Source organism: Rhodococcus sp. NPDC127527 (assembly GCF_042672245.1).
Lineage (GTDB): Bacteria > Actinomycetota > Actinomycetes > Mycobacteriales > Mycobacteriaceae > Rhodococcus_G.
Window position 1 is genome coordinate 129,309 of the sequence record NZ_JBHXVP010000011.1, and the last position, 26,972, is coordinate 156,280.

1 protein-coding gene is annotated in these 26,972 nt (G+C 71.3%); it reads left to right on the plus strand.

Going from position 1 to position 26,972, the window contains the following annotated elements; genetic code table 11:
- Positions 1–26,931, plus strand: a complete 26,931-nt coding sequence (locus tag ACFVH2_RS18675) for a non-ribosomal peptide synthase/polyketide synthase (RefSeq protein WP_378426043.1) — start codon at positions 1–3, stop codon at positions 26,929–26,931.
- Positions 26,932–26,972 lie beyond the last annotated feature (41 nt).

Consider the following 26,972-nt stretch of genomic DNA (forward strand, 5'->3'; position numbering starts at 1 on the left):
ATGAAGGATTACTCCTCGACTGATCCGAAGCAAGGCGCCGCGCCGTCACCGAGCCCGGAAACCAGCCCAGACGGCTCGTCCGACGCCTTCCCCCTCTCCGCAGTCCAGCGGAGCATGTGGTTCAGCCAGCAGCTGAGTCCCACCGTGCCGACGTTCATCGCCCAGTACATCGACCTGCACGGCGACGTCGACCTCGAACTGCTTCGCGCCTCCGCGCGCACCGCAGCCAAGGAGTTTCAGTCACCGTTCCTGCGGCTGGTGGACGTCGATGGCGAGCCGATGCAGCGGTTCGACCCGTCGATCGACAGCTCGATCGCGTTCTACGACTTCCGCAAGGAGGACGACCCTGCCGCGGCCGCCCACGAGTGGATCGACAACGACTACGTCACCCCGATCCGGCTGACCCGTGACCGCCTCGTCGAGATGACGATCCTTCAGGTCGCCGATCGAGAGTATCTGTGGTACACGAGAATTCATCACGTGGCCCTCGACGGCTACAGCGGCATGACCATGGTCAACCGGATCGCGGCGCTGTACACAGCGGCGACGAAAGGCATTGAACCCGAACCGAATCGAGCACTCGACCTGCGCGCGCTGTACGAGCTCGACCAGAAGTACCGCGCGTCCAGCCGGTTCGAGGCCGACCGCGAGTACTGGGCCGAGCATGTGCGCGGGCTCGAGGAGGGGTCCACCCTCGCCCGTCGCGACGGCCCCGCCGCCGCCCGCAGCAGGCTCGAGAGCGCCGAACTGACCGACGAGGCGCTCGCCCGCCTGGACGCCTCGGACGAGATCGGGGGCACCTCCGCCGCCATGCTCATCGCCGGCTTCGCCTGCTACCTGTCCCGGATGACGGGCAGCGAGTCGGTCCTGATCAACCTGCCGGTGTCCGCACGCACCACCGCACCGCTGCAACGGTCGGGCGGCATGCTCGTCAACGTCGCGCCGCTGCGGATCACTGTCCTGCCACAGGACTCGGTCGCCGACCTCGTCCAGCGCGTGCAGCTCGAATTGATGGGTGCGCTGCGTCACCAGCGATGCAGCCTCGAGGACATTCGCCGCGACGCCGGCCTGATCGGCACCCGACACGGATTGTCCGGACCGATGGTCAACGTCATGCTCTTCCATCAGGAGATCACGCTCGGGTCGATCGTCGGCGAGTACCACATCGTGACCTCCGGTCCGGTGCAGGACCTGCTCGTCAACATCTATCAGAGCGGGTCACCGGCGCGGACGCTCGTCGACTTCCGCGGGAATCCGAATCGCTACGGGGACGAGGAACTGCGAACCCATCACCGCCGGTTCGTGGAGCTGATCGAGGAACTGCTCGCGGCCGACCCTGCCGCACCCCTGGCGGAAATGCACCCCGAGTCGGCCCGGCTCGGTGAACGGATGGCCCGCGAGAAGGCGGACACGCAGTTCTGGGCGCGTGAACTCGCGGGCCTGCCCGAGGCGCCGCCGCTGCCGACCGGCACTCGACGGACCGTCGACGCGAGGTCCGGGCGCGGGGAGTACGACACTCGATTCGACGCCGAATTGCACACCGTCGTCACGGATGTGGCGGCCAGGCTCGGCGTCGACGCCTTCACGGTGCTGCACACCGCGCTGGCCGTGCTGCTCGGCCGGCTCACCGACAGCGACGACATCGTGATCGACACGCCGGTGTGGGTGCACGCGGACAAGCCGCCGGACGACGCCCGGACGGTGCGCAGCCGCCACGTGCTGCCCCTGCGCACCCAGCTCGACCCCGCCGCGTCGTTCACCGATCTGGTACTCGACGCCCGCGGAACCGAACAGCGCGCCTTCGAACACGCCGACCTCGCACAGGAACTCGTCGCCGCCGCATTCGGCACCGACACCGCGCGAGCCCGTGTACTCCTCGCCCTCGGCGAAGACCGTGTGCACCACGGCCGCGACAGCCGAACCGTCGAGTCCGCGCAACTCGACCCCGACCAGCCCGAACTGGGTATCGAGTTCACCGCACGATTCACCGCGGACGGCCGCCCGACCGGGCTGGACGTACATGTCCGGTTCTCGCGGAGCCACTTCGCCGACGTGGACGCCACCACCTTCGTGGACCGGCTCGCCCGGCTGCTGCACGCGGCGGGAACGGATCCCGACAGGACCGCTGCCGACGCACCGATCCTGTCCGACACCGAGGCCGCCGAACTGACACCGGTGCGGGGCCCTGCCGACGTCTCCGCGCGCACCCTCGCGGAGATTCTCGACACCGCGGCCACCGCGGAACCCGACCGGGAGGCCCTGGTCTGCGGGGACCGTCGACTGTCCTATCGCGAGCTCGACGAGGCCTCGGCCGAGCTCGCGGGTCGGCTTCGTCACCGGGGCATCGGGCCGGGTTCGATTGTGGCCCTTGCGATTGCCCGCTCGATCGAGTCGGTCACCGCGGTCTGGGCGGTGGCTCGGGCCGGGGCGGCATTCCTGCCTGTGGACCCCAACTACCCGGCCGACCGGATCGAGCACATGCTCACCGATTCCGGTGCCGCACTGGGACTGACGGCGCGGGCACACGTCGACGAGCTGCCGCACCCGATCGACTGGCTGGTCCTCGACGACCCGGCGGGCACCACCGACGCCGCTCCCGACGCGCCCGCACGGCGGGCCCGTCTCGACGACGCCGCGTACCTGATCTACACGTCCGGATCCACCGGTCTGCCCAAGGGAGTCGTCGTCACCCATCGGGGACTGGCGAACTTCGCGGCGGAGGAGCGCGAGCGCTTCGGGATCACCGCGGATTCGCGCACCCTGCACTTCTCGTCGCCGAGCTTCGACGCGTCCGTGCTGGAGCTGCTCATGGCGGTGGGATCGGGCGCGACGATGGTCGTCGCCCCGCCCACCGTCTACGGCGGCACCGAACTCGCCGAGTTGCTCAGCCGCGAGCGGGTCACGCACGCCTTCGTGACGCCCGCGGCACTGGCCTCGGTCGACCCTGCCGGACTCGACCACATCGAATGTGTGGCTACCGGCGGCGATGTGTGCGCACCCGCCCTCGTCGAGCAGTGGGCCGCGCCGACAGGCCGCCGGATGTTCAACGCGTACGGACCGACCGAGACCACGGTCGTCGCCGGGATCAGCGACGCGCTGCGCCCGGGAGAGCCGGTCACCATCGGCGGGCCGTCCCGCGGCACCGGCGAGATGATCCTGGACCGACGGCTGCGACCGGTGCCGGCGGGCATGGTGGGGGAGTTGTACGTGACCGGCGCCGGCCTCGCTCGCGGCTACCGGAACCGGGCCGGGCTGACTGCCGCGCGCTTCGTCGCGTGCCCGTACCTGCCCGGGGAGCGGATGTACCGGACCGGCGACCTCGCCCGGTGGAACGATCGGCGCGAGCTCGAGTACTTCGGCCGCAGCGACTTCCAGATCAAGATCCGCGGCTTCCGTATCGAGCTGGGCGAGATCGACAGTGTGCTGCGTGCACACCCCGCGGTCGACTTCGCGACGACCGTCGGGCACACCCGCGCCTCCGGCGACGTCGCGCTGGTCGGCTACGTGCTGCCCGCGCCGGGCGCAGTGTTCGACGAGGCGGACCTGCTCGCGCACGCCGCGCAGGCGTTGCCTGCGCACATGGTGCCAACGACGATCGTGGCGCTCGACGAAGTGCCGCTGACCCCAGCGGGCAAACTCGACCGCAAGGCCCTGCCGGAGCCGCACTTCGCCGGTAGTGCCGCCGAGTACCGCGCACCCGACACGGACACGGAGCGGCAGATCGCCGCGGTGTTCGAGGAGCTGCTCTCGGTCGATCGTGTCGGTGTCGACGACACCTTCTTCGAGCTGGGTGGCGACTCTCTCATCGCGACGAGGGTGGTCGCCCGGACCAATGCGGCGCTGGGCACCGCGCTCGGGGTACTCGACCTCTTCGAGGCACCCACCGTGGCGACGCTCGCCGCACGCGCCGGGCAGGCGAGCGGCGACCGGACCCGACCGAAGCTCGCGCCCCACGCGCACACCGGGCCCGTGCCGGTGTCGATGGCCCAGCAGCGGATGTGGGTGGTCAACCAGCTCGACCCGAGCTCGGCCGCGTACAACATCCCGATCGCGGTGCGGCTGAGCGGAACACTCGACGCCGACGCCATCTCGGCGGCGCTCGCGGACGTGATCGACCGTCACCAGACGCTGCGCACGGTCTTCCCGAACACCGACGAGGGTCCGGTGCAGGTGGTGCTCTCCGCGGCGGACGCTGCCACCGAGCTGACCCCGATCGCCGTGGACGCCTCCCAGGTGCATGCCGCGGTCCGCGCACTGGCCACCGAAGGCTTCGACGTCACCACCGCACCGCCGGTGCGCGCCCGGCTCCTGCGCATCGACCCGACCACCCACCTCCTCGTCCTCGTCGTCCACCACATCGCGGCGGACGGACTGTCGATGGCGCCGCTGGCACGAGACGTGTTGGTCGCCTACGAGGCTCGCCTGTCCGGCCGCGCCCCGCAGTGGACCCCGCTGGCGGTGCAGTACACGGACTACGCGCAGTGGCAACGCGAACTGCTCGGCACCGCGGACGATCCCGACAGCCTCCTGTCGAGTCAACTGGCGTTCTGGTCGACCGTGCTCGACGGCGCACCCGAGACGTTGCCCCTCCCGGCGGACCGGCCGCGCCCGCCGCGGCCGACGATGCGCGGCGGCATCGTCGACTGCACGATCGATCCCGCATTGCACCGCCGGCTGCTGGAGGTGGCCCGCGCGCGGGGTGCGAGCCTGTTCATGGTCCTGCACGCGGCACTCGCCGTGCTGCTCGCGCGGTCCTGCGGCGAGCAGGACGTCTCGATCGGTTCGCCGGTGTCCGGTCGCGGTGAGGCCGAACTCGACGACCTGGTCGGCATGTTCGTCAACACGGTTGTGCTGCGCGCCCAGGTCGACCCCGCCGGCACGTTCGCCGAACTGCTCGACCGCGTGCGTGCGGACGACCTCGCGGCGATGGGCCGAGTGGAGCTGCCCTTCGACCGGCTCGTCGAGGAGCTGCACCCGTCGCGAACGGCGGCGGAATCGCCCCTGTTCCAAGTCATGCTGGTGTTGCAGGGCGCGGTGGACGGACGCCTGGCACTGCCGGACCTGACCGCGGAGGTCGAGGACGTCGACACCGGCACGGCGAAGTTCGATCTGCAGGTGATCGCGACCGAACGTACCGACGAGAGCGGTGAGCCGGGATCCGTCGAAACCCAGTTCTCCTACGCCACCGATCTTTTCGACAGGTCCACGATGACATCCCTGGCGGACCGATTCGTCCGGGTGCTCGAGGCGGTCGCGAACGATCCCGGCGCGCTGGTCGGCGACCTCCCGCTGGTGGGCACCGACGAGCGCCGGCGCGTGGTCGAGGAGTGGAACTCCACCGCCGCCGCGGTGCCCGAGAACACCCTGGTGGACCTGTTCGACGCGCAGGTGGCCCGCACCCCCGACGCGGTCGCCGTGGTGTTCGGCGACCGCGAGCTGAGCTACGCCGAGTTCGCCGGGCAGGCGAATCGCCTGGCGCGAGCGCTGATCGCGACCGGTGTGGGACCGGAGAGCCATGTCGCAGTGGCCATGCGACGCTCGGTGGATCTGCTGGTCGGGATCTACGCGATCGTCAAGGCCGGCGCCGCCTACGTGCCCCTCGATCCGGACCACCCGGCCGCCCGCACCCGGTACGTGCTCGGCAGCGCCGCACCGGCCTGCGTGCTCACCACCGCCGCCGAGCGCGGCGCAGTCCCCGGGGACGCGGTGACGATCGAGATCGACACCCTCGATCTGTCCGGCTACGACGCCGGACCGCTCACCGAGGCGGACCGCCTCCCCGCCCGACCCGACAACACCGCCTACGTCATCTACACCTCGGGATCGACCGGTCGGCCGAAGGGCGTTGCGGTGAGCCACCGGTCGATCGTCAACCGCCTGCGGTGGATGCAGGACACCTATCCGCTGGACGCCACCGACGTGGTCCTGCAGAAGACGCCGGTGACCTTCGACGTGTCGGTGTGGGAACTGTTCTGGGCGTTGCAGACCGGTGCCCGCGTGGCGATCGCGGCACCGGACGGCCACCGGGATCCCGGTTACCTGTCCCGGCTGATCGCCGAACAGCACGTGACCACCATGCATTTCGTGCCGTCGATGCTCGCGGCGTTCCTCGCCGCGGCACGCGCCGACCAGTGCGCCGGACTGCTGCGCGTGTTCTGCAGCGGCGAGGCACTGCCCCCTGCGACCGCCGACGCGTTCCACCGCTTCAGCGGCGCCGCATTGCACAACCTGTACGGGCCGACCGAGGCGGCCGTCGACGTCACCGCCTGGGAGACCGGTGCCACGGACGTGGCGAGCGTGCCGATCGGCGCGCCGGTGTGGAACACCCGCACCTACGTGCTCGACTCGCGACTGCACCCGGTGCCCGTCGGGGTGCGCGGCGAGCTGTACCTGGCGGGCGTCCAGGTGGCCCGCGGCTACGTCGGCCGTGCCGATCTGACCGCCGACCGGTTCGTCCCGGACCCCTTCGGCGAGCCCGGCGACCGGATGTACCGCACCGGCGACGTGGTCCGCTGGCTCGAACGACCCAGCCGCTCGCCCCGGCAGCCGAGCATCGGCGTCCTGGAATACCTGGGACGGAGCGACTTCCAGGTGAAGCTGCGAGGTCAGCGGATCGAACTCGGTGAGGTGGAGGCCGCGCTGCTCGCCGACCCGACCGTCGCGCAGGCGGTCGTGGTGGTCCACCACGACGAGATCACGGGCGAGTCCCTGATCGGGTACGTCATCGCCGAACCGGACACCGACGTGGACCCGGACGCGGTGCGCGCCACCGCGTCCACCGAACTGGCCGCCTACATGGTGCCCACGCAGATCGTCGTGCTCGAGGAGTTCCCGCTCGGCGCCACCGGAAAGCTGGACCGCGGCGCCCTGCCGGAACCGGAGTTCCTGGCGTCGTCGGCGGAGTTCGTGCCGCCGCGCAATCCGATCGAGGAGATCCTCGCGTCGATCGTCGCCGACCTGCTGGGGCTGCCCCGGGTCGGCGTGCACGACAACTTCTTCGATCTCGGAGGCAACTCGCTGGTCGCCGCACGGCTGGTGGCGAGGGCCAACGGCGCGCTGTCGACGTCGATCGGGGTGCGGGAGATCTTCGACGCGCCCACCGTCGCCACCCTCGCGCTGCGCATCGAATCCGGGACCGCGTACGCACAGGACCGCGCACCGCTCGTGCCCACGGCTCGCCCGGACCCGATCCCGGTGTCGCTGGCGCAGAAGCGCATGTGGTTCGTCAACCAGTTCGACGTCACCTCGCCCGCCTACAACATCGCCATGGCGATCCGGCTGACCGGCGAACTCGACGTCGCCGCCCTGCGCGGCGCCATCCGCGACGTGCTCGTCCGACACGAGTCGCTGCGAACCAAGTTCCCGATGGTCGGCGCCGAACCGACGCAGGTGATCGTCACTGCCGAGGAGGCGCTGGCGAACCTCGACGTCGAACCGATCTCCGCGACCGCGCTGCGGGCGCGGATCACCGAGGTCGCCGACGCCGGATTCGACGTGACCCTCGCACCGCCGCTGCGGGCCGCGTTGCTTCGCGTCGAATCCGGGAACCGCACCAGCACCGAGCACGTGCTCGTGATCGTGGTGCACCACATCTGCGCGGACGGCTTCTCGATGGCGCCGCTGGCCAGGGACGTGATGGTCGCCTACAGTGCCCGCAGCAGCGACCAGGGGCCACAGTGGAGCCCGTTGCCGGTGCAGTACGCCGACTTCACGCTGTGGCAGCGTGCGGTGCTCGGCAGCCTTGACGATCCGGACAGCCTGCTCGCCGCCCAGCTGGACTACTGGGCGACAACCCTCGACGGCCTGCCGGACCTGTTGACGCTGCCGACCGACCGGCCGCGACCGGTGGAACAGTCCCTGCGCGGCGCGACGGTTTCGTTCACGGTGGACGCCGGACTGCATCGCCGGCTGGTCGCGACTGCGCGCGAACGCAATTCGACGGTGTTCATGGCGATGCACGCCGCACTGGCGGTGTTGCTGTCCAGGTCGAGCGCCAGCACGGAAATCGCCATCGGCACCCCGATCGCGGGGCGCGGAGAGGCGGCGCTCGACGACCTGGTCGGCATGTTCGTCAACACGCTGGTCCTGCGCAGCCAGGTCGAGCCGCAGATGTCGTTCACCGACCTGCTGGTCGCCGTGCGCGAGAGCGACCTCGAGGCCTTCCACCACGCCGACCTTCCCTTCGAGCGACTCGTCGAGGTGCTCGCACCCGAGCGGAGCACCGCGCACTCGCCGCTGTTCCAGGTGATGTTCGAGTTCCGCAACAACGAGCGGCCCCGCCTCGAGCTGCCCGGTCTGACCGTGACCGGCATCGATCTGGGCACCGAGATCTCCAATTTCGACCTGCAACTGACCTGCACCGAGGAGTTCGACGAGTCCGGGGCGCCGGCCGGGATCTCCGCCGGATTCACCTACGCCACCGACCTCTTCGACAGCGACTCGATCGCCGAACTCGGCGATCGGCTGGTCCGGATCCTGACCGCGGTGACCGCCGATCCGGACGCCGCCGTCGGCGACGCGCCGATTCTCGCCGCGGAGCGGGCTGCCGCGCTCACCCCGGTGCGTGCCGGTGACCCGGTCCGGCCACGGACCCTGCCCGCACTGCTCAGGGCTGCGGTCGCGTCGAACGCGGACGGTCTCGCGCTGATAGCCGGGGACCGCACGATGTCCTATCGCGAACTCGACGAACGGTCGAACCGGCTGGCCCGGTTGCTGATCGCGCGCGGGGTCGGCCCGGAATCGGTGGTCGCGATCTCGATGCCACGAACGATCGAGTCGCTGCTCGCCGTGTGGGCGGTCACGAAGACCGGCGCCGCGTACGTCCCCATCGACCCGGGCTACCCGCGCGACCGCGTCACGCACATGCTCGAGGACTCCGGCGCCGTCCTCGGCCTCACCGTGGAGGCGCATCACGACGCGCTGCCGACCACACCGCGCCATCTCGTCCTCGACGAGGAGGGGCTCGACGGCGCCCTCGCCAAGTGGTCGGTCGCCCCGGTCACCGACGCCGACCGGATCGCACCGCTCACCCTGGACCACCCGGCCTACCTGATCTACACCTCGGGATCGACGGGCATACCGAAGGGGGTCGTGGTCACCCACCGGGGCATCGCGAACCTCGCGGCAGAGGTGCGGGCCCGGTTCACGGTGACGCCGCAGTCGCGGACGCTGCACTTCTCGTCCCCGAGTTTCGACGCGTCCGTGCTCGAACTGTTGATCGCGATCGGGGCGGGCGCGACCATGGTCGTGGCCGGCCCCGACGTGTTCGGCGGCGAGGATCTCACCACCCTGCTCGCGACCGCTCGCGTCACGCACGCGTTCGTCACGCCTGCCGCCTTGGCCTCGGTGGACGCCGACGTCCTCGACGACCTCGAGTGTGTGATCACCGGTGGCGACCAGTGCCCACCGGAACTCGTCGCGCAGTGGTCGCGGGCGGGCCGCTCGATGATCAACGCGTACGGGCCCACGGAAGCCACCGTCGTCGCGAGCCTCACCGGGCCGATGGACCCGAACCGCCCGGTCACCATCGGCGGGCCGCCGCGCGGAACCGGGTTGATGGTTCTCGACACCCGACTGCGCCCGGTTCCGGTCGGGGTGACCGGTGAGCTGTACGTGACCGGACCGGGCCTGGCCAGGGGGTACCGGCACCGGCCGGGCACCACCGCGGAGCGATTCGTCGCCGACCCGTACACCGGCGGCCGGATGTACCGCACCGGCGACCTGGTCCGCTGGAACGGCCACGGCGAACTCGAGTACCTCGGCCGCAGCGACTTCCAGGTCAAGATCCGCGGCTTCCGCATCGAGCTCGGTGAGATCGAGTCCACCCTCGTGCGGCACCCCGCGGTCGCCCGCGCGGTGGTCACCACGCGAACCGACTCCGCGGGCAGGCCTCGTCTCGTCGGGTACGTGGTCCCCGCAGACAGCCATCCCACCGTCGACGTCACCGAGATCCTCGGGTTCGCCGGCACCTTCCTCGCGCCCCACATGGTGCCCTCGACGCTGGTGGTGCTCGACGAACTGCCGGTGACTCCCGTCGGCAAGCTGGACCGAAGGGCGTTGCCGGACCCGGACTTCACCCCGCGTGCCGACGCCCACCGGGCCCCGCGCACCGACACCGAGTCCGCGCTCGCCGACCTGTTCGCGGAGGTCCTCGGCCTCGAACCGGCCGACGGCGACACCTCGGGTCCGTCCCCGATCGGCGTGGACGACTCGTTCTTCGCGCTCGGCGGCGACAGCATCATGTCGATCCAACTGGTGTCGCGGGCCAAGGCCAACGGGATCTACCTCTCGCCGCGGGACGTGTTCGAGCGCAAGACCGTTGCCGGTCTCGCCGAGGTGGCCGTCACGACCGACGCCGCGGATCTGCCTGCGCTCGCCGAACTTCCCGGCGCCGGCGTCGGCGACATGCCGCCCACCCCGATCATCCGGTGGCTGCTCGAGCGTGGCGGCCGGTTCGACCGGATGTCGCAGCCCACGCTGCTGCACGCACCGAGCGACCTCACCTCGATCGAACCGTTGATCGCGACGGTGCAGGCAGTCCTCGACCGCCACGACATGCTCCGGGCCCGGCTCCGGACGGACCAGGACTCCGACGCCGGTGTGGTGCTCGAGGTCCGTCCGGCGGGCGCGGTCGACGCCGCGACCTGCGTGCGGCGGGTCCCGGTGGTCGCCGCCCCCGGGACGCCGGAGTTCGCGGCCGCGGCCCTGGCGATCCTCGACGCGGCCCAGGACCGCCTCGATCCGGCGAACGGGGTCATGCTGCAGGTGGTCTGGCTCGACGCGCCCGAGGGCGACGGCCGACTGCTGGTGGTCGTGCACCACATGGTCGTCGACGGTGTGTCCTGGCGGGTGCTGGTACCGGACCTCGCGATCGCGTGGGCCCACGTCCGGGCCGGGCAGACTCCGACGCTCGCCCCGGTGGGCACCTCGATGCGCAGCTGGGCGCACGCCCTCGTCGGCGCGGCCGCCGACCGGGGCGACGAGTCCGGACTCTGGCGCGGGATTCTCACCGGACCGGACCCACGCCTCGGGTCGCGGCCGCTCGACCCCGCCGTGGACCTCGAGTCGACGGTCGAGCGGGTCACCGTCGAGCTGTCCGCGGAAGTCAGCGACGGTGTGCTGACCGCGATTCCGGAGAAGTACCACGGCAGCGTCAACGACGGCCTGCTCACCGCACTCGCGATGGCACTGACCCGCTGGCGCCGCACCCACGGCACGGCCGACACGACCGACGCCGTGCTCAATCTCGAAGGTCACGGGCGCGTGGACCAGGTCGTGGGCGGTGCGGACCTGTCCCGCACGGTCGGGTGGTTCACCTCGATCCACCCGCTGCGACTGGACCTGAGCTCGGTCGACCTCGACGACGCGTTCGCGGGTGGGCGGTCGGCCGGCTCGGCCGTCAAGGCCGTCAAGGAACAGCTGCTCGCGATCCCCGACAACGGCATGGGCTTCGGACTGCTGCGGTACCTCGACCGCGACCGCGGCCCCGAACTCGCGCAACTGCCCACGCCGCAGGTCAGTTTCAACTACCTCGGCCGCTTCACCACCGACCTGTCCGACGGCTCTCGCTCGACCGGGTGGACACCGTCGGGCGAGGTCGACATGGAACGGGCGCAGAACCACGACATGCCCGTCGCCTCGGTGCTGGACGTCAACGCGGTGACCACCATGGTCGGCGACCGGCCGCAACTGCGGGCCACCTGGGCGTTCCCGACCGGAGTCCTCACCGAGGCCGAGGTGCGCGAGATCGCAGAACTGTGGACGAGCGCGCTGACCGCCTTGACCCGGCACGCCTGCGGTCCGGACGCCGGCGGCCTGACCCCGTCCGATCTGGCCCTCGTCGACCTCGACCAGTCGACGATCGACCGGCTCGAGGCCGAGCATCCGTCGCTCGCGGACGTGTGGTCGCTTTCCCCGCTGCAGTCGGGACTGCTCTACCACGCCCAGTTGGCCGACCAGTCCATCGACTCCTACACCGTGCAACTGACCCTCGAGCTGCGCGGCGCCGACCCCGGCAGGCTCCGCCGGGCCGGCCAGTCCCTGCTCGACCGGCACGTGAACCTGCGCGCTTCCTTCGTCTACGACGACGAGGGCACCCCCGTCCAACTCGTGCACTCCGACGTCGAGCTGCCCTGGGCGGAGGTCGATCTCGCGGGGTCGACCGGCGAGGACCTCGAGCTCGAGGTCGAGCGGCTGATGGACGCGGACCGGGCCCGTGGGTTCGACATGGGCATCCCGCCGCTGCTGCGGTTCCTGCTGATCCGGACCGGACCCGACGCGCACCGCCTGATCGTGACCAACCACCACATCCTGCTCGACGGCTGGTCGATGCCGCTGGTGCTGCGCGACCTGCTCACCCTGTACGCGACCGACGGGGACGCCAGCGCCCTGCCGCGGGTCAACCCGTACCGGGACTACCTGAACTGGATGTCGCGACGCGCCCCCGCGGACTCCGCGGCGCTCTGGCAACGGGCGCTCGCCGGCGTCGACGAGCCGACACTGCTCAGCCCGATGGACGTCGGCCGGGTGCACGCGAACAAGTCCCGCGAGGTGCTGGTCGACTTCGACGCCGAGCGCACCACCCGGCTGCGCGCGGTGTCCCGCGACCGCGGCCTCACCCTGAGCACGATGATCCGGGCGGCCTGGGGAATCGTGCTGGGGGAGTTGACCGGTCGCGACGACGTCGTGTTCGGCGGCACCGTCTCCGGTCGCCCGCCGCAGATCCCCGGGATCGAGTCGATGGTCGGGTTGTTCATCAACACCCTGCCCGTGCGGATCTCCCTCGATCCCCGGGAAACCCTCGGCGCACTGCTCGACCGGGTCCAGCGCGAGCAGGCGGACCTGCTCGACCACCACTACCTGGGACTGACCGACATCCAGGAGCTCAGCGGACCCGGTGCGGCGTTCGACACCCTCACCGTGTTCGAGTCGTACCCGATGGACCGCACCGCCCTCACCGAGGACACGGACATCGCGGGCATGCACGTGCTCGACGTGCACGACACCGCCAACGCCGCCCACTACCCGCTGGCCCTGATCGCCTCGGCCACCGACCAACTCACGCTCAAGCTCGAGTACTTCCCCGACCTGTTCGACGCCGAACGCATCGACAGCATCGGCACCCGGCTGCGCCGGGCGCTCGACGCACTGACCACGTCGCCGGACCTGCCACTCGCGGCGCTGCGCCTGCTGTCGGCCGAGGAGGAGTCCGCGTTGCTGCCGCTGCGCGGGCCGGCGGCGACCGGCACGACGAGTCGCACGCTGCCGCGGCTGCTCGTCGACGCCGCCGACCGGCGCGGTGACGCGCTCGCGCTGACCTTCGAGGGTCGCGACGTCAGCTATCGCGAACTCGACGAGTCCTCGAACCGGCTGGCCCGCGCCCTGATCGGGCTCGGCGCCGGACCGGAGTCCTTCGTCGCGCTCGCCGTCTCGCGCTCCGTCGAGTCGGTGACCACCATGTGGGCCATCGCGAAGACGGGCGCCGCCTTCGTGCCGGTGGACCCGAACTACCCGACCGAGCGGATCGAGCACATGGTCACCGACTCCGGTGCCGCGCTCGGCGTGACCGTCGCGGCCGCTCGTGACCGCCTGCCTGAGGGCACCCGGTGGGTGGTCCTCGACGACGACGCCACCGCCGTCCGGCTGGCGGCCCAGTCCACCGCTCCGATCGCGGACTCCGACCGGACCGCACGGGTGCGGATGTCGAACCCCGCGTACATGATCTACACGTCCGGCTCGACCGGCACCCCGAAGGGTGTGGTGGTCACGCACACCGGACTCGACAACTTCTCCCGCGAGCAGCAGCGGCGGTACGCCACCGACGAGGCCTCCCGCACCATGCATTTCGCCTCGCCGAGTTTCGACGGCTCGATACTGGACTACCTGCTCGCGTTCGGGCCGGGCGCCACCATGGTGATCGCACCGCCGAGCGTCTACGGCGGCGTGGAGCTGGCTCAGCTGGTCGCCGTCGAGCACGTCACGCACTCCTTCGTGACCCCGGCCGCACTCGAGACCGTCGATCCTGCCGGACTGGACGAGTTCGGCACCGTGGTCGTCGGCGGCGAGGCCTGCCCGCCGGAACTGGTGGCGCGCTGGGCGGCCGGCGCGGGCCGGCGCCTGTACAACGGGTACGGGCCGACCGAGGCCACCGTGATGTCGAACATCAGCGAGCCGTTGACGCCGGGAGAGCCGATCACCATCGGCGGACCGGTGCTGGGCGTCTCCGAGGTGGTGCTCAACTCGCGGATGCAGCCGGTCCCGGTCGGCACCCCCGGTGAGCTGTACCTGTGCGGTCCGGGTCTCGCCCGCGGCTACCACGGCCGACCGGGCCTCACCGCGGGCCGTTTCGTCGCCCATCCGTACGGCGCGCCGGGGGAGCGGATGTACCGCACCGGCGACATCGTGCGCTACCGCGCCGAGAACGGCCGGTACGTGGTGGAGTACCTGGGCCGCAGCGACTTCCAGGTGAAGATCCGCGGATTCCGTATCGAGCTCGGCGAGATCGACAACGTCGTCTCCGCGCATCCCGGCATCGACTTCGCGGTGACCCTCGGCAAGCGCACTCCCGCCGGAGACACCCGACTCGCGACCTACGTGACGGTCTCGCCCGACCGCACGGTCACGGCCGCCGAGCTACGCGAGTTCGCTTCCTCCCGGTTGCCGGCGCACATGGTGCCCGAGTCCGTCACCTTCCTCGACGAGATCCCGCTCACCCCCGTCGGCAAGCTGGATCGCACCGCGCTGCCCGAGCCGGACTTCGTTTCCGGCGCAACCGAGTTCGCGGCGCCCACGAACGAACTGGAAGCCACCGTCGCGGAGGTCTTCGCCGCCACCCTGGGCATCGACCGGGTCGGCGTGGACGACGACTTCTTCGACCTGGGCGGCAACTCGCTGATCGCCACCCGCGTCACCGCCCGGCTCAGCGCCGCCCTCGGCACCGCGATCGGGGTGCGGGCGCTGTTCGAGGCGTCGACCCCGCGCGCCCTCGCCGCGTGGGCGGACCGGTCGGCCGCCGCCCCCGCCCGCCCGCCGCTGGTTGCGGCCGAGCGGCCCGAGCGGGTGCCACTGTCCCTCGCCCAGCAGCGAATGTGGTTCCTCAACCAGTTCGACACCGCCTCACCGGCGTACAACATTCCGCTGGCCGTCCGCCTGACCGGAGCCCTCGACGTCCCGGCGCTGCGCGCCGCGGTCACCGAGGTCCTGGACCGGCACGAGTCACTGCGCACCGTGTTCCCGCTGATCGAGGGCGAGCCCACCCAGGTGATCGTCCCCGCCGCGCAGGCCCTGGCCGAGTTGCCCGTGGTGCCGATCGAGCCTGGCCGAGTCCCGCACTGGCTCACCGACTTCACCGCAACGGGATTCGACGTCACCGAGGCCGTCCCGGTCCGCGCGGCGCTGCTCGAGTGCGCGCCCGACGAGCACGTGCTGGCCCTCGTCGTGCACCACATCTGCGCCGACGGCTTCTCCATGGCGCCGCTGGCCCGCGACGTGATGGTCGCCTACACCGCCCGCACGAGCGGTTCGGCGCAGCGGCGCGAACCGCTGTCGGTGCAGTACGCCGACTTCGCCCTCTGGCAGCGCGAACTGCTCGGCGACGCCGAGGACCCGGACTCGTTGGCGGCCGCGCAGTTGCAGTTCTGGCGGGAGACGTTGGCCGACCTGCCCGAGGCGCTGGCGTTGCCCTCCGACCGACCGCGACCGGTACAGCGGGACCTGCACGGCGACCGGGTGCGGTTCACGGTGGATCCGGCCGTGCACCGCGCGTTGACCGAGCTGGCCCGTCAGACCAATTCGACGATGTTCATGACCGTGCACGCCGCTCTCGCCCTGCTGATGTCGCGACTCTGCGGCACCGAGGACCTCGCGGTCGGCACACCCGTCGCGGGCCGCGGCGAAGCCGCCCTGGACGAGATGGTCGGCATGTTCGTCAACACCCTCGTCCTGCGCAGCCGACCGGACCCCGACCGCTCGTTCCGCGACCTGGTCACGGACCTGCGCGAGAGCGACCTGGCTGCGTTCGGCCACGCCGACCTGCCGTTCGAGACCCTGGTCGACGCCCTGGCCCCCGAACGGTCGACCAGCCACACACCGCTCTTCCAGGTGCTGCTCGAGTTCCAGAACAACGAGTTGCCGAGCCTCGAGCTGCCCGGCCTGACCGTCGCCGGTGTCGACCACGACCTCGCCGTGGCGAAGTTCGATCTCCAGCTGACCCTGGCCGAGGGGTCCGACGCCGCCGGCGACCCGGCCGGGATGGCGGGCGCGTTCACGTTCGCCACCGACATCTTCGACGCCGGCACCGTGACGCGGATCGCCGAGCGCTTCCTCGACCTGCTCACGGCCGTGACCACCGCGCCGGACCTGCCCGTCGGTGACGTCGAGATCACCACGGACGCCGAACGTCTGGCGATGCTCACCGAGTGGAACACCGCCGGGCGCCGCGCCGGGGAGCTCACCCTCGCCGACGAGTTCGCCCGCTCGGCGGCGCGGACACCGGATGCGGTCGCCCTCACCGCCGATGGGGAGTCGCTCACCTACGCCCAGCTCGACGCCCGCTCGAACAGGCTCGCGCGCATCCTGATCGAGCACGGCGCGGGCCCGGAGGACCTCGTCGCGGTGGCGCTGCCCCGCGGCGCCGACCTGGTCGTCTCACTGCTCGCGGTGATCAAGTCCGGCGCCGGCTACCTGCCGCTGGACGTGAGCTACCCGGCCGATCGGCTCGCGTTCATGCTCGCCGACGCGGCACCGGTCTGCACCCTGTCCACCGCCTCCGACGTCGACCGGCTGCCGGCGAACTCGGTACCGACGATCCTGCTCGACGGGCCGGACACCCGACGTGCGCTGCACGCCGCCTCCGACGCCGCGGTCACCGACGTCGAGCGAAACGCGCCGACCGCGGCGGGGGACGTCGCGTACGTCATCTACACCTCCGGTTCGACCGGCAGGCCCAAGGGTGTCCAGGTCGCGCACCGCAACGTGCTCACCCTGTTCGCCAACACCGCAGAGAGCTTCGGCTTCGACGATTCCGACGTCTGGACGATGTTCCACTCGTACGCCTTCGACTTCTCGGTGTGGGAGCTGTGGGGACCGCTGCTGTACGGCGGGCGGTTGGTCGTGGTCGACCACGACACCGCCCGATCGCCGGAGGCGTTCGTCGAACTGCTCCGGCGCGAGCGGGTGACGGTGCTGAACCAGACGCCGACCGCCTTCTACCAACTGGCCGAGGCGGATCGGCTCACACCCGGACACCTGGACTCGTTGCGCTACGTGATCTTCGGCGGCGAGGCGCTGGACTTCGCCCAGCTCGGCCGGTGGTACACGCGGCACGACACGACCGCGCCGCGCCTGGTGAACATGTACGGCATCACCGAGACGACGGTGCACGTGACGCGGCTGCCGCTCGATCCCGCGACGGCCGCGACCGCGTCCGCCTCCGTGATCGGCCGCGGCCTGCCGGGCCTGCGGGTGTCGATCCTCGACACCCGGCTGCGGCCGGTGCCGCCCGGGGTCACCGGCGAGATGTACGTCGCGGGGGACCAGGTCACCCGCGGCTACCTCGGCCGGTCGGCGCTGACCTCGACCCGGTTCGTCGCCGACCCCGCCGGCCGCGGCGGCCGCATGTACCGGACCGGCGACCTCGCGCGCTGGAACCACGACGGACAGTTGGAGTACCTGGGCCGCAGCGACTTCCAGGTCAAGATCCGCGGCTTCCGCATCGAACTCGGCGAGATCGAGGCGGAAACCCTGCGCTTCCCGGGTGTCGCGCAGGCGGTCGTGGTGGTACACGACGACGGTGAGGGCCGCACCCGCCTGGTCGGCTACATCGTCCCCGAGCCCGGCGCCCGGGTCCGGCGCACCGACCTGCTCGGGCACCTGTCCGCCGAACTCGCCTCGCACATGGTGCCCGCGACCGTCGTCGAGCTGGATCGGCTGCCGTTGACCTCGAACGGCAAACTGGACCGCAAGGCGTTGCCGGAACCCGACTTCGGTGCCCTCACCGAACCGGGGCGCGCACCACGCACCGGAACGGAAACGGTGCTCGCGGGCCTCTTCGGCGAGGTGCTCGGCATCGCGGCGGCCGACGGGGACTCTCGCCCGGCGATCGGTGTGGACGACTCGTTCTTCGCGCTCGGCGGCGACAGCATCATGTCGATCCAACTGGTCGCGCGGGCCAAGGACGCGGGCCTGGTCCTGACGCCTCGCGAGGTGTTCGAGCACAAGACCGTGGCCGCGCTGGCCGTGGTCGCCGAGCGGTCGGGTCCCGACGGGGTTCCCGTGCTCGACGAACTGCCCGGCGGCGGGGTCGGCGACATGCCGATGACACCCGTCCTGCGCTGGCTGCTCGACCGCGGCGGCGACCTGAGCCACTACACCCAGACCGCCCTGCTGACCCTGCCCGCCGACGCGGACCGCGACACCCTCGAGCGGACGCTACAGGCAGTTCTCGACCGGCACGACATGCTCCGGGCGCGGTTGCTGCGCGGCGCGCGCACCGTCGAGATCCCGCCGCCCGGCGCGGTGTGCGCGGGGGACCTGATCACCCGCGTCGACGCCCCGACCGTGACCGGACCCGAGTTCGAGGAGCTCGCCTCCGCGGCGCTGCGGGAGGCGGCGGGCAGGCTCGACCCGGACAACGGAATCATGCTGCGGGCGGTCTGGTTCGCGCCCGAGTCCGGTTCCGGCCGACTCCTGCTGGTGATCCATCACGCGGCCGTCGACGGCGTGTCCTGGCGGGTGCTGGTGCCGGACCTGGCGACCGCGTGGGTGCAGCTTCGCGGTGGGCGGGAACCGGACCTCGCGCCGGTCGTCACCTCAATGCGGCGCTGGGCGCACGCCCTCGCCGACAGCGCGGGCGAGCGGATCCCGGAGCTGGCGCGGTGGCGCTCGGTGCTCGCGGCGACCGACCCGGTGCTGGGGTCGCGGCCGCTCGACCGTGCGATCGACCTGAACTCGACGCTCGAGCGCGTCCGGGTCGACGTCCCGGCAGAGGTCACCGAGGCGCTGCTCACCGCGGTGCCCGAGGCCTTCCACGGCAGCGTCAACGACGGTCTGCTCACCGGTCTCGCACTAGCACTCGCGCAGTGGCGCCGCGACCGCGGCCAGGACGGATCCGCGACCCTGGTCACCCTCGAGGGTCACGGCCGCGAGGAATCCGCCGCACCGGGCGCCGATCTGGCCCGCACCGTCGGCTGGTTCACCACCCTGTTCCCGGTTCGCCTGGACCTGTCCGGGATCGACGTCGCCGACGCCTTCGACGGCGGCCCGGCCACCGGCCGCGCGATCAAGGCGATCAAGGAGCAACTGCTCGGCGCACCCGATCACGGCATCGGCTTCGGGATGCTCCGGTACCTCACCGACGGCTCCGGGCTCGGCGAACTGGCGCGGCCACAGATCAGCTTCAACTACCTGGGCAGGTTGACCGGGACGTCGGCACCCACCGACACCGGCCAGGGTTGGCTGCCGGTCACCGATGTCGACCTCGACGACGCACCCAGCCCGGACATGCCGGTCGAGACGGCGCTCGACGTGAACGCGGTGACGCTCGCCTCCGCGGACGGGCCCCGACTCCGGGCCACCTGGGCGTTCCCGGCGGGTGTGCTGACCGCCGAGGAGGTCCGGGATCTCGCCGACGCCTGGGTGGAGGCACTCGAGGCGATCGCGCGGCACGCCAGCGCCCCCACCTCGGGCGGATTCACACCGTCCGACCTCGATCTCGTGAACCTCGACCAGCCCGCGATCGACCGCATCGAGTCCCGATTCCCGGCGGTGCGCGAGATGTGGTCGCTCTCGCCGCTGCAGTCGGGCCTGCTGTTCCACACCCAGCTCGCCGGGGCGGCTGTCGACCCGTACGTCGTCCAGCTGACCCTGGACCTGCGCGGGGTCGTGGACACCGCGCGGGTGCGCCGAGCCGGTCAGGCGCTGCTCGACCGACACCCGAACCTGCGTGCGGCGTTCGTCCAGGACGCGGCGGGTACGGCGGTCCAGGTGATCTCCGATCGAGTCACGTTGCCCTGGACCGAGATCGATCTGTCCGCCGCAGGCCGGGACGACGCCGCCCGCGAAGACGAGTTCCGCGCCGCCCTTGACGCGGACCGCGGTACCCCCTTCGAGATGACCTCCCCGCCGCTGCTGCGGATGCTGCTGGTCACGATGGCGCCGGGCGAGTACCGACTGGTGCTGACGAACCACCACATCCTGCTCGACGGCTGGTCGACCCCGCTGATCGTGCGAGACCTGTTGACGCTGTACGCGACCGACGGCGACGCCACCGATCTGCCTCGGGTGCGGCCCTACCGCGACTACCTCGAGTGGATGGCAGGGCGCGACATCGCCGAATCGGTGCACGCCTGGCGCAGCGCGCTGGCAGGCGTCGACGAGCCGACCCTGCTGGCGCCGACCGCCACCACCGGTCGACCGCCGTCCGCCGGATCGCACGAGCACGCCCTCGTCCTGTCCGCGGAGCAGACCATGCTGCTGCGCACCATGGCCCGCGAACGCGGCGTCACCCTCAACACCGTCGTGCAGGCCGCCTGGGGTCTGGTGCTCGGTGCGCTGTCCGGTCGCCGCGACGTCGTCTTCGGCGGCACCGTGTCGGGCCGGCCGCCGCAGATTCCCGGGATCGAATCGATGGTGGGCCTGTTCATCTCGACGATCCCGGTGCGCATCGTCCTCGACCCGCACGAGAGCGTCGGGGACCTGCTCGACCGGGTCCAGACCGAGCAGGCGCAACTGCTCGATCACCATCACGTCGGCCTCGCCGACATCCAGGACGCGGCCGGGCCCGGCGCCCATTTCGACACCCTGACCGTGTTCGAGTCCTATCCGATCGACCGCGCCGGCCTCAGCGAACAGACCGACATCGCCGGCCTGCGGGTGGCAGGCATCAGCGGACGGGACTCCGCGCACTACCCGCTCGCGGTGGTCGCGTCGGAGACCGCCGGGTCCGGCGCCGGGCAGCTGCACCTGAAGTTCGAGTACAGCGCGGACGCGTTCTCCGACGGCGAGGTCGAGCAGATCGCCCACCGGGTCCGCCGGGTGCTGGAACTGGTGGCGGTCGGCCCGCAGACGCAGGTGGCGCGGGTGCACGCGCTCGACGACGCCGAACTCGACCGGTTGCTGCCGGTGCGCGGGCCCGCCGGGACCACCGAGCGCACCCTGCCGCAGATCCTCGCGGACGGGGTCGCGATCGACCCCGATGCGATCGCACTGACCATCGACGGTCACGAGGTCAGCTACCGCGAGCTCGACGAGCGGTCCAACCAGCTCGCCCGCGTGCTGATCGGGCTCGGTGCCCGCCCGGAGACGTTCGTCGCCATCGGCATCGCACGCTCGATCTCGTCGGTGTTGTGCATGTGGGCGGTCGCCAAGACCGGTGCCGCGTTCGTCCCGGTGGACCCGAACTACCCGGCGGACCGCATCGCGCACATGCTGACCGACTCCGGCGCCACCGTCGGACTGGCGCTCAGCGTGCATCGCGGACGGTTGCCCGACTCCGTGCCGTGGCTCTACCTGGATGCGCCCGCCTTCGCCGAGCGCGCCGCCGCGCAGCCGGCCGGACCGGTCACCGACGCGGACCGCATCGGTCCGATCGACATCCGCAACGCCGCGTACCTCGTGTACACGTCGGGCTCGACGGGCACGCCGAAGGGCGTGGTGGTCACGCATTCCGGTCTCGACAACTTCGCCCACGACCAGATCACCCGTTTCGGGGCCTCGCCGGGCTCGCGGACCCTGCACTTCTCGACGCCGAGCTTCGACGGGTCGGTCTTCGAGTACCTGCAGGCCTTCGGGTCGGGCGCCACCATGGTGATCGCTCCGACCACCGTCTACGGCGGCACCGAGCTGGCGCAGCTGATCAAGTCCGAGGGCGTCACCCACGCCTTCGTGACCACCGCAGCGCTCGCGACCGTCGACCCGGCCGGCCTCGACCAGTTCACCCATGTGGCGTTCGGCGGCGAGGCCTGCCCGCCCGAACTGGTCGCCCGCTGGGCGCCGGGCCGCCAGCTCTCGAACGCTTACGGCCCCACCGAGACCACGGTGATGTCGAACATCAGCGCGCCGATGACCCCGGGCCGGCCGATCACCCTCGGCGGGCCGATCCGCGGCGTCCGCGAGGTGGTGCTCGGCGCGAACCTGCAGCCGGTCCCGGTGGGTGCGCCCGGTGAGTTGTACATCTGCGGTCTGGGCCTGGCCCGCGGCTACCACCGCCGACCCGGCTTCACCGCCGGCCGGTTCGTCGCCGACCCCAGCAGCACGACGGGGGAGCGGATGTACCGCACCGGCGACATCGTCCGCTGGGTGACGACCGACGCCGACGACCCGGTCGGCGCGCTCGCGCTGGAGTACGTGGGCCGCAGCGACTTCCAGGTCAAGATCCGTGGCTTCCGTATCGAACTCGGCGAGATCGACGCCGCGATCATGGCGCAGCCGGGCGTCGGGTTCGCGGTCACGGTCGCCGCGGTCGGACCGACCGGCGACACCGCACTGGCGAGCTACGTCCTCGCCGCCACCGGCCATCGGGTGGCGCCCGCCGAACTCACCGCGGGCCTGGCCAAGCGACTGCCGGCCCACATGGTGCCGGCGAGCATCTCCATGCTCGACGAGATCCCGCTCACGCCGGTCGGCAAACTGGACCGGTCGGCGCTGCCGGAACCCGAGTTCGCCTCCACACTGGGCGAATTCGTCGCCCCCGGTACGGAACTGGAGGAGACGATCGCCGAGATCTTCGGCACGATCCTCGGCCTCGACCGGGTGAGCGTCGCGGACGACTTCTTCGAACTGGGCGGCAACTCGTTGATCGCGACCCGGGTGACCGCACGACTGAGCGCGGCGCTGGGGGTGGCGATCGGGGTGCGGGCACTGTTCGAGGCGCCGACGGTGCGCGCGCTGGCCGAGCAGATCGCCATGGCCGAGACCGGCACCGCCCGCCCCGCGCTGACCGCGACCGAGCGGCCGGCCCACATCCCGATCTCGTTGGCACAGCAACGGATGTGGTTCCTCAACCAGTTCGACACCGCCTCGCCCGCCTACAACATCCCGCTGGCGGTGCGGCTGACCGGCGACCTCGACACCGACGCCCTGCGGGCCGCGGTCGCGGACGTGTTGGAGCGGCACGAGTCGCTGCGCACCGTCTTCCCCCTGGTGGACGGCGAACCCGCGCAGGTCATCCTGCCCGCAGGGGAGGTCGTGCCCGACCTCGAGACGATCGACGTCGACGAGTCCGACCTGGCCGGCCGCGTCGCCGAACTCGCCGCAGGCGGCTTCGACGTGACCGCCGCGGTGCCGATCCGGGCGGCGTTGCTGCGCGTGAGCGAGCGTGAACACGCGCTGGTGATCGTCGTGCACCACATCTGCGCCGACGGCTTCTCACTGGCGACCCTCGCGCGCGACGTGATGGCCGCGTACGTGGCGCGCAGCGACGGCAACGCACCCGGCTGGGCACCCCTGTCCGCCCAGTACGCCGACTACGCCCTGTGGCAGCGCCGGGTTCTCGGCAGCGAGGACGACCCGCACTCCCCGGCCGCCGCGCAGCTCGAGTTCTGGTCCCGGACCCTGGCCGGGCTGCCCGACGTCATCGGCCTGCCCACCGACCGACCGCGACCGCTGCAGCAGACCCTGCGCGGCGACCGGGTCGAGTTCGACATCCCCGCCGACCTGCATCGAGCGCTCACCGACCTGGCGCGCGAACAGGGCACGACCGTGTTCATGGCCGCGCACGCGGTGTTCGCGGTGCTGCTCGCTCGGCTCGGCGACGCCGACGACATCGCGATCGGCACCCCGATCGCCGGCCGCGGCGACGCCGCGCTCGACGACATGATCGGCATGTTCGTCAACACGCTGGTCCTGCGCACCCGGGTGCAGCCGTCGACACCCTTCGCCGACCTGCTCGACCAGGTCCGCGACGCCGACCTCGCCGCCTTCGGGCACGCCGACCTACCGTTCGAGCGGCTCGTCGAGCAGCTCAATCCCGCCCGCTCGACGTCCTATTCGCCGCTGTTCCAGGTCTCGCTCGAATTCCAGAACACCGAACGTCCGCACCTCGAACTGCCCGGCCTGAACGTCGAGGGCGTCGACCTGGCCACCCGCGTCGCCAAGGAGGACCTCGAGCTCATCCTGGCCGAGCAGTTCGACGACGACGAGCCTGCCGGCCTGCGCGCGGCCTTCGACTTCGCCACCGACCTGTTCGACCCGGACACGGTGCGCGCCTTCGCGGATCGGTTCGTCCGGATCCTCGACGCGGTCACCTCTGATCCGACCGTGGCAGTCGGCGACATCGGCATCCTCGACGAGGAGGAACTCTCCGAGCTCGCCCCGGCGCTCGGCCTCGCCGGTGGCCCCGCGCAACTGTGGCCGGACCTGCTGTCGGAGGCGGCCGCCGTCGACCCGGACGCGGTGGCCATGACGTTCGAGGACCGCAGGGTCAGCTACCGCGAACTCGACGAACAGTCGAATCGGTTGGCCCGCCTGCTCAGTGAGCGCGGGGTCGGACCGGAAACCTTCGTTGCCCTCGGCCTGTCCCGGTCCATCGACGAGGTGGTGGCGATCTGGGCGGTCGCGAAGACCGGCGCAGCGTTCGTCCCGGTCGACCCGACATATCCCCGGGAACGCATCGAGTACATGCTCCACGACTCCGCCGCCGTCCTCGGGCTGACGGTGCAGGACCGGCGCGAACAGTTGCCGGACACGGTGCCGTGGCTGGTCCTCGACGGGGCCCTCGCAGCCGAGCTCGCGACCGCCGACGGAGCCGCGGTGACCGATGCCGACCGCACGGCGCCGCTGCACCTCACGCACCCGGCATATCTGATCTACACCTCCGGATCCACCGGGCTGCCGAAGGGCGTCATCGTGACCCACCGGGGCATCGCGAACCTCACCGCGGAGGAGCACAGCAGGTTCCGCGTCACCTCCGACTCCCGGGTCTCGCACCTGGCCTCGCCCAGCTTCGACGCGTCGGTCTTCGAGCTGATGATGGCGTTCTGCACGGGCGCTCGGGTGGTCGTCGTCCCGCCCACCGTCTACGGCGGCCGAGAGCTCGAGGAACTGCTGCGCCGCGAACGCGTCACGCACGCCTTCATCACGCCGACCGCGCTGTCGTCGATGGACGACACCGACCTCGACGACCTGGTGGTCCTGGCGGTCGCGGGCGAGGCCTGCCCGCCGGAGCTGGTCGCGAAGTGGGCCGGACCGAGATCCCCGGGTTCCCGAGGAGCACGACGCAGCATGTTCAACGGGTACGGACCGACCGAGACGACCATTCAGGCCAGCGTGAGCGATCCGATGAGCGCGGAGCAGCCCGTGAACATCGGACGGCCGGCGATCGGGTTCGAGGAGATGGTCCTCGACACCCGGCTGCAGCCGGTGCCCGCCGGAGTGCCGGGGGAGCTGTACATCTCCGGACCGGGCCTGGCACGCGGTTACCACCGCCGGTTCGGCCTCACCGCCGAGCGGTTCGTCGCCGATCCCTTCGGTGCACCCGGGCAACGGATGTACCGCACCGGCGACATCGTCCGCTGGAGCAGTCCCGGCGGCGACGCCGCACCCATCGTCGAGTACATCGGCCGCAGCGACTTCCAGGTCAAGGTGCGCGGCTTCCGCATCGAACTCGGCGAGATCGACACCGTGCTCGCCCATCATCCGTCGATCACCTACGCTGCCACGCTCGGGCACGTCGGACCGTCCGGGGACACCCTGCTCGCGGCGTACGTCCACGGTGAGGGCGGCGCGGAACTGGACCCGGGGGAGATCCGCGCGTACGCGGCGGCCCGGCTACCGGCCCACATGGTCCCGGCCGCGGTCGTGGTGCTCGACGAGGTGCCGATGACGCCGGTCGGCAAGCTCGATCGCAAGGCACTGCCCGCGCCCGAGTTCGGCACGCGGTCCACGCATTTCGAACCGCCGCGCACGCCCACCGAGCGAGCCATCGCCGACGCCTTCGCCCGCGTGCTCGGCGTGGCCGAGGTCGGCGCGAACGACAGCTTCTTCGACCTGGGCGGAAATTCCATCGTGGCCACTCGGGTCGTCTCGGAACTGCAGACCCGTCTCGGCCGCACCCTCGCCCTGCAGTCGATCTTCCTCGATCCGACGCCTGCCGGCCTGGCCCGGTCGGTCGACGAGCCGAACCAGGCCGCGCCGGTGGACGACGCACTGCGCGTGGTGATCCCGTTGCGGGCGGCGCCGTCGTCGAGCAACGGGCACGGCAAGTCCCCGCTGTTCTGCATTCATCCCGGGATCGGACTGTCCTGGGGCTACTCCGGACTGGTGCGGCACCTCGCCAGCGACCGGCCCGCGTACGGCCTGCAGCTGCCGGTCATCAGCGGCGGCCCCAGCTTCACCTCGATCGAGCAGTTGGCGCACCGCTACGTCGAGGAGATGCGGTCGGTGCAGGCACACGGGCCCTACCACCTGCTCGGCTGGTCGCTCGGCGGCGTCATCGCCCACGCGGTCGCGGTGGAACTGCGGGACCGCGGCGAGGAGGTCGCCACCCTCGCGATCATGGACAGCTACGTGAGCGTCGACGACGAGACACCGGACTCCCTGACCGTCCCCGAGTTGTTGCACGGGCTGGGTCTGGACCTGGCGGACGGGGGCGCCACCGGCAACGGCGATCTGACCTACGCGCGGGCCGTGGAACTGCTCGACGAGTCGTTCGGCCAGACCACCGGGCTGACCGCTGCACATCTCGAGCGGATCAGTGCCGGCTTCACCGACTCGGCTCGAATCATGCGCAGCTTCAACCCGTCCCGGTTCGACGGTGAGATGCTCTTCTTCCGCGCCGACGCCACCGACAACGGCGATCACTCGCCGCAGGAGTGGCGGGACGCGGTGACCGGCGGCATCACGGAGGTCGTGGTGCACTGCGAGCACAACGAGATGATCGAACCGGAGGCGTTGGCTGTGGTGGGTCCCGTGCTCGAGGAGTACCTGTCCACGCACTGAGTGGAATCGGCGAAACTCGCCAGAAATGTGGCGGCGGGATG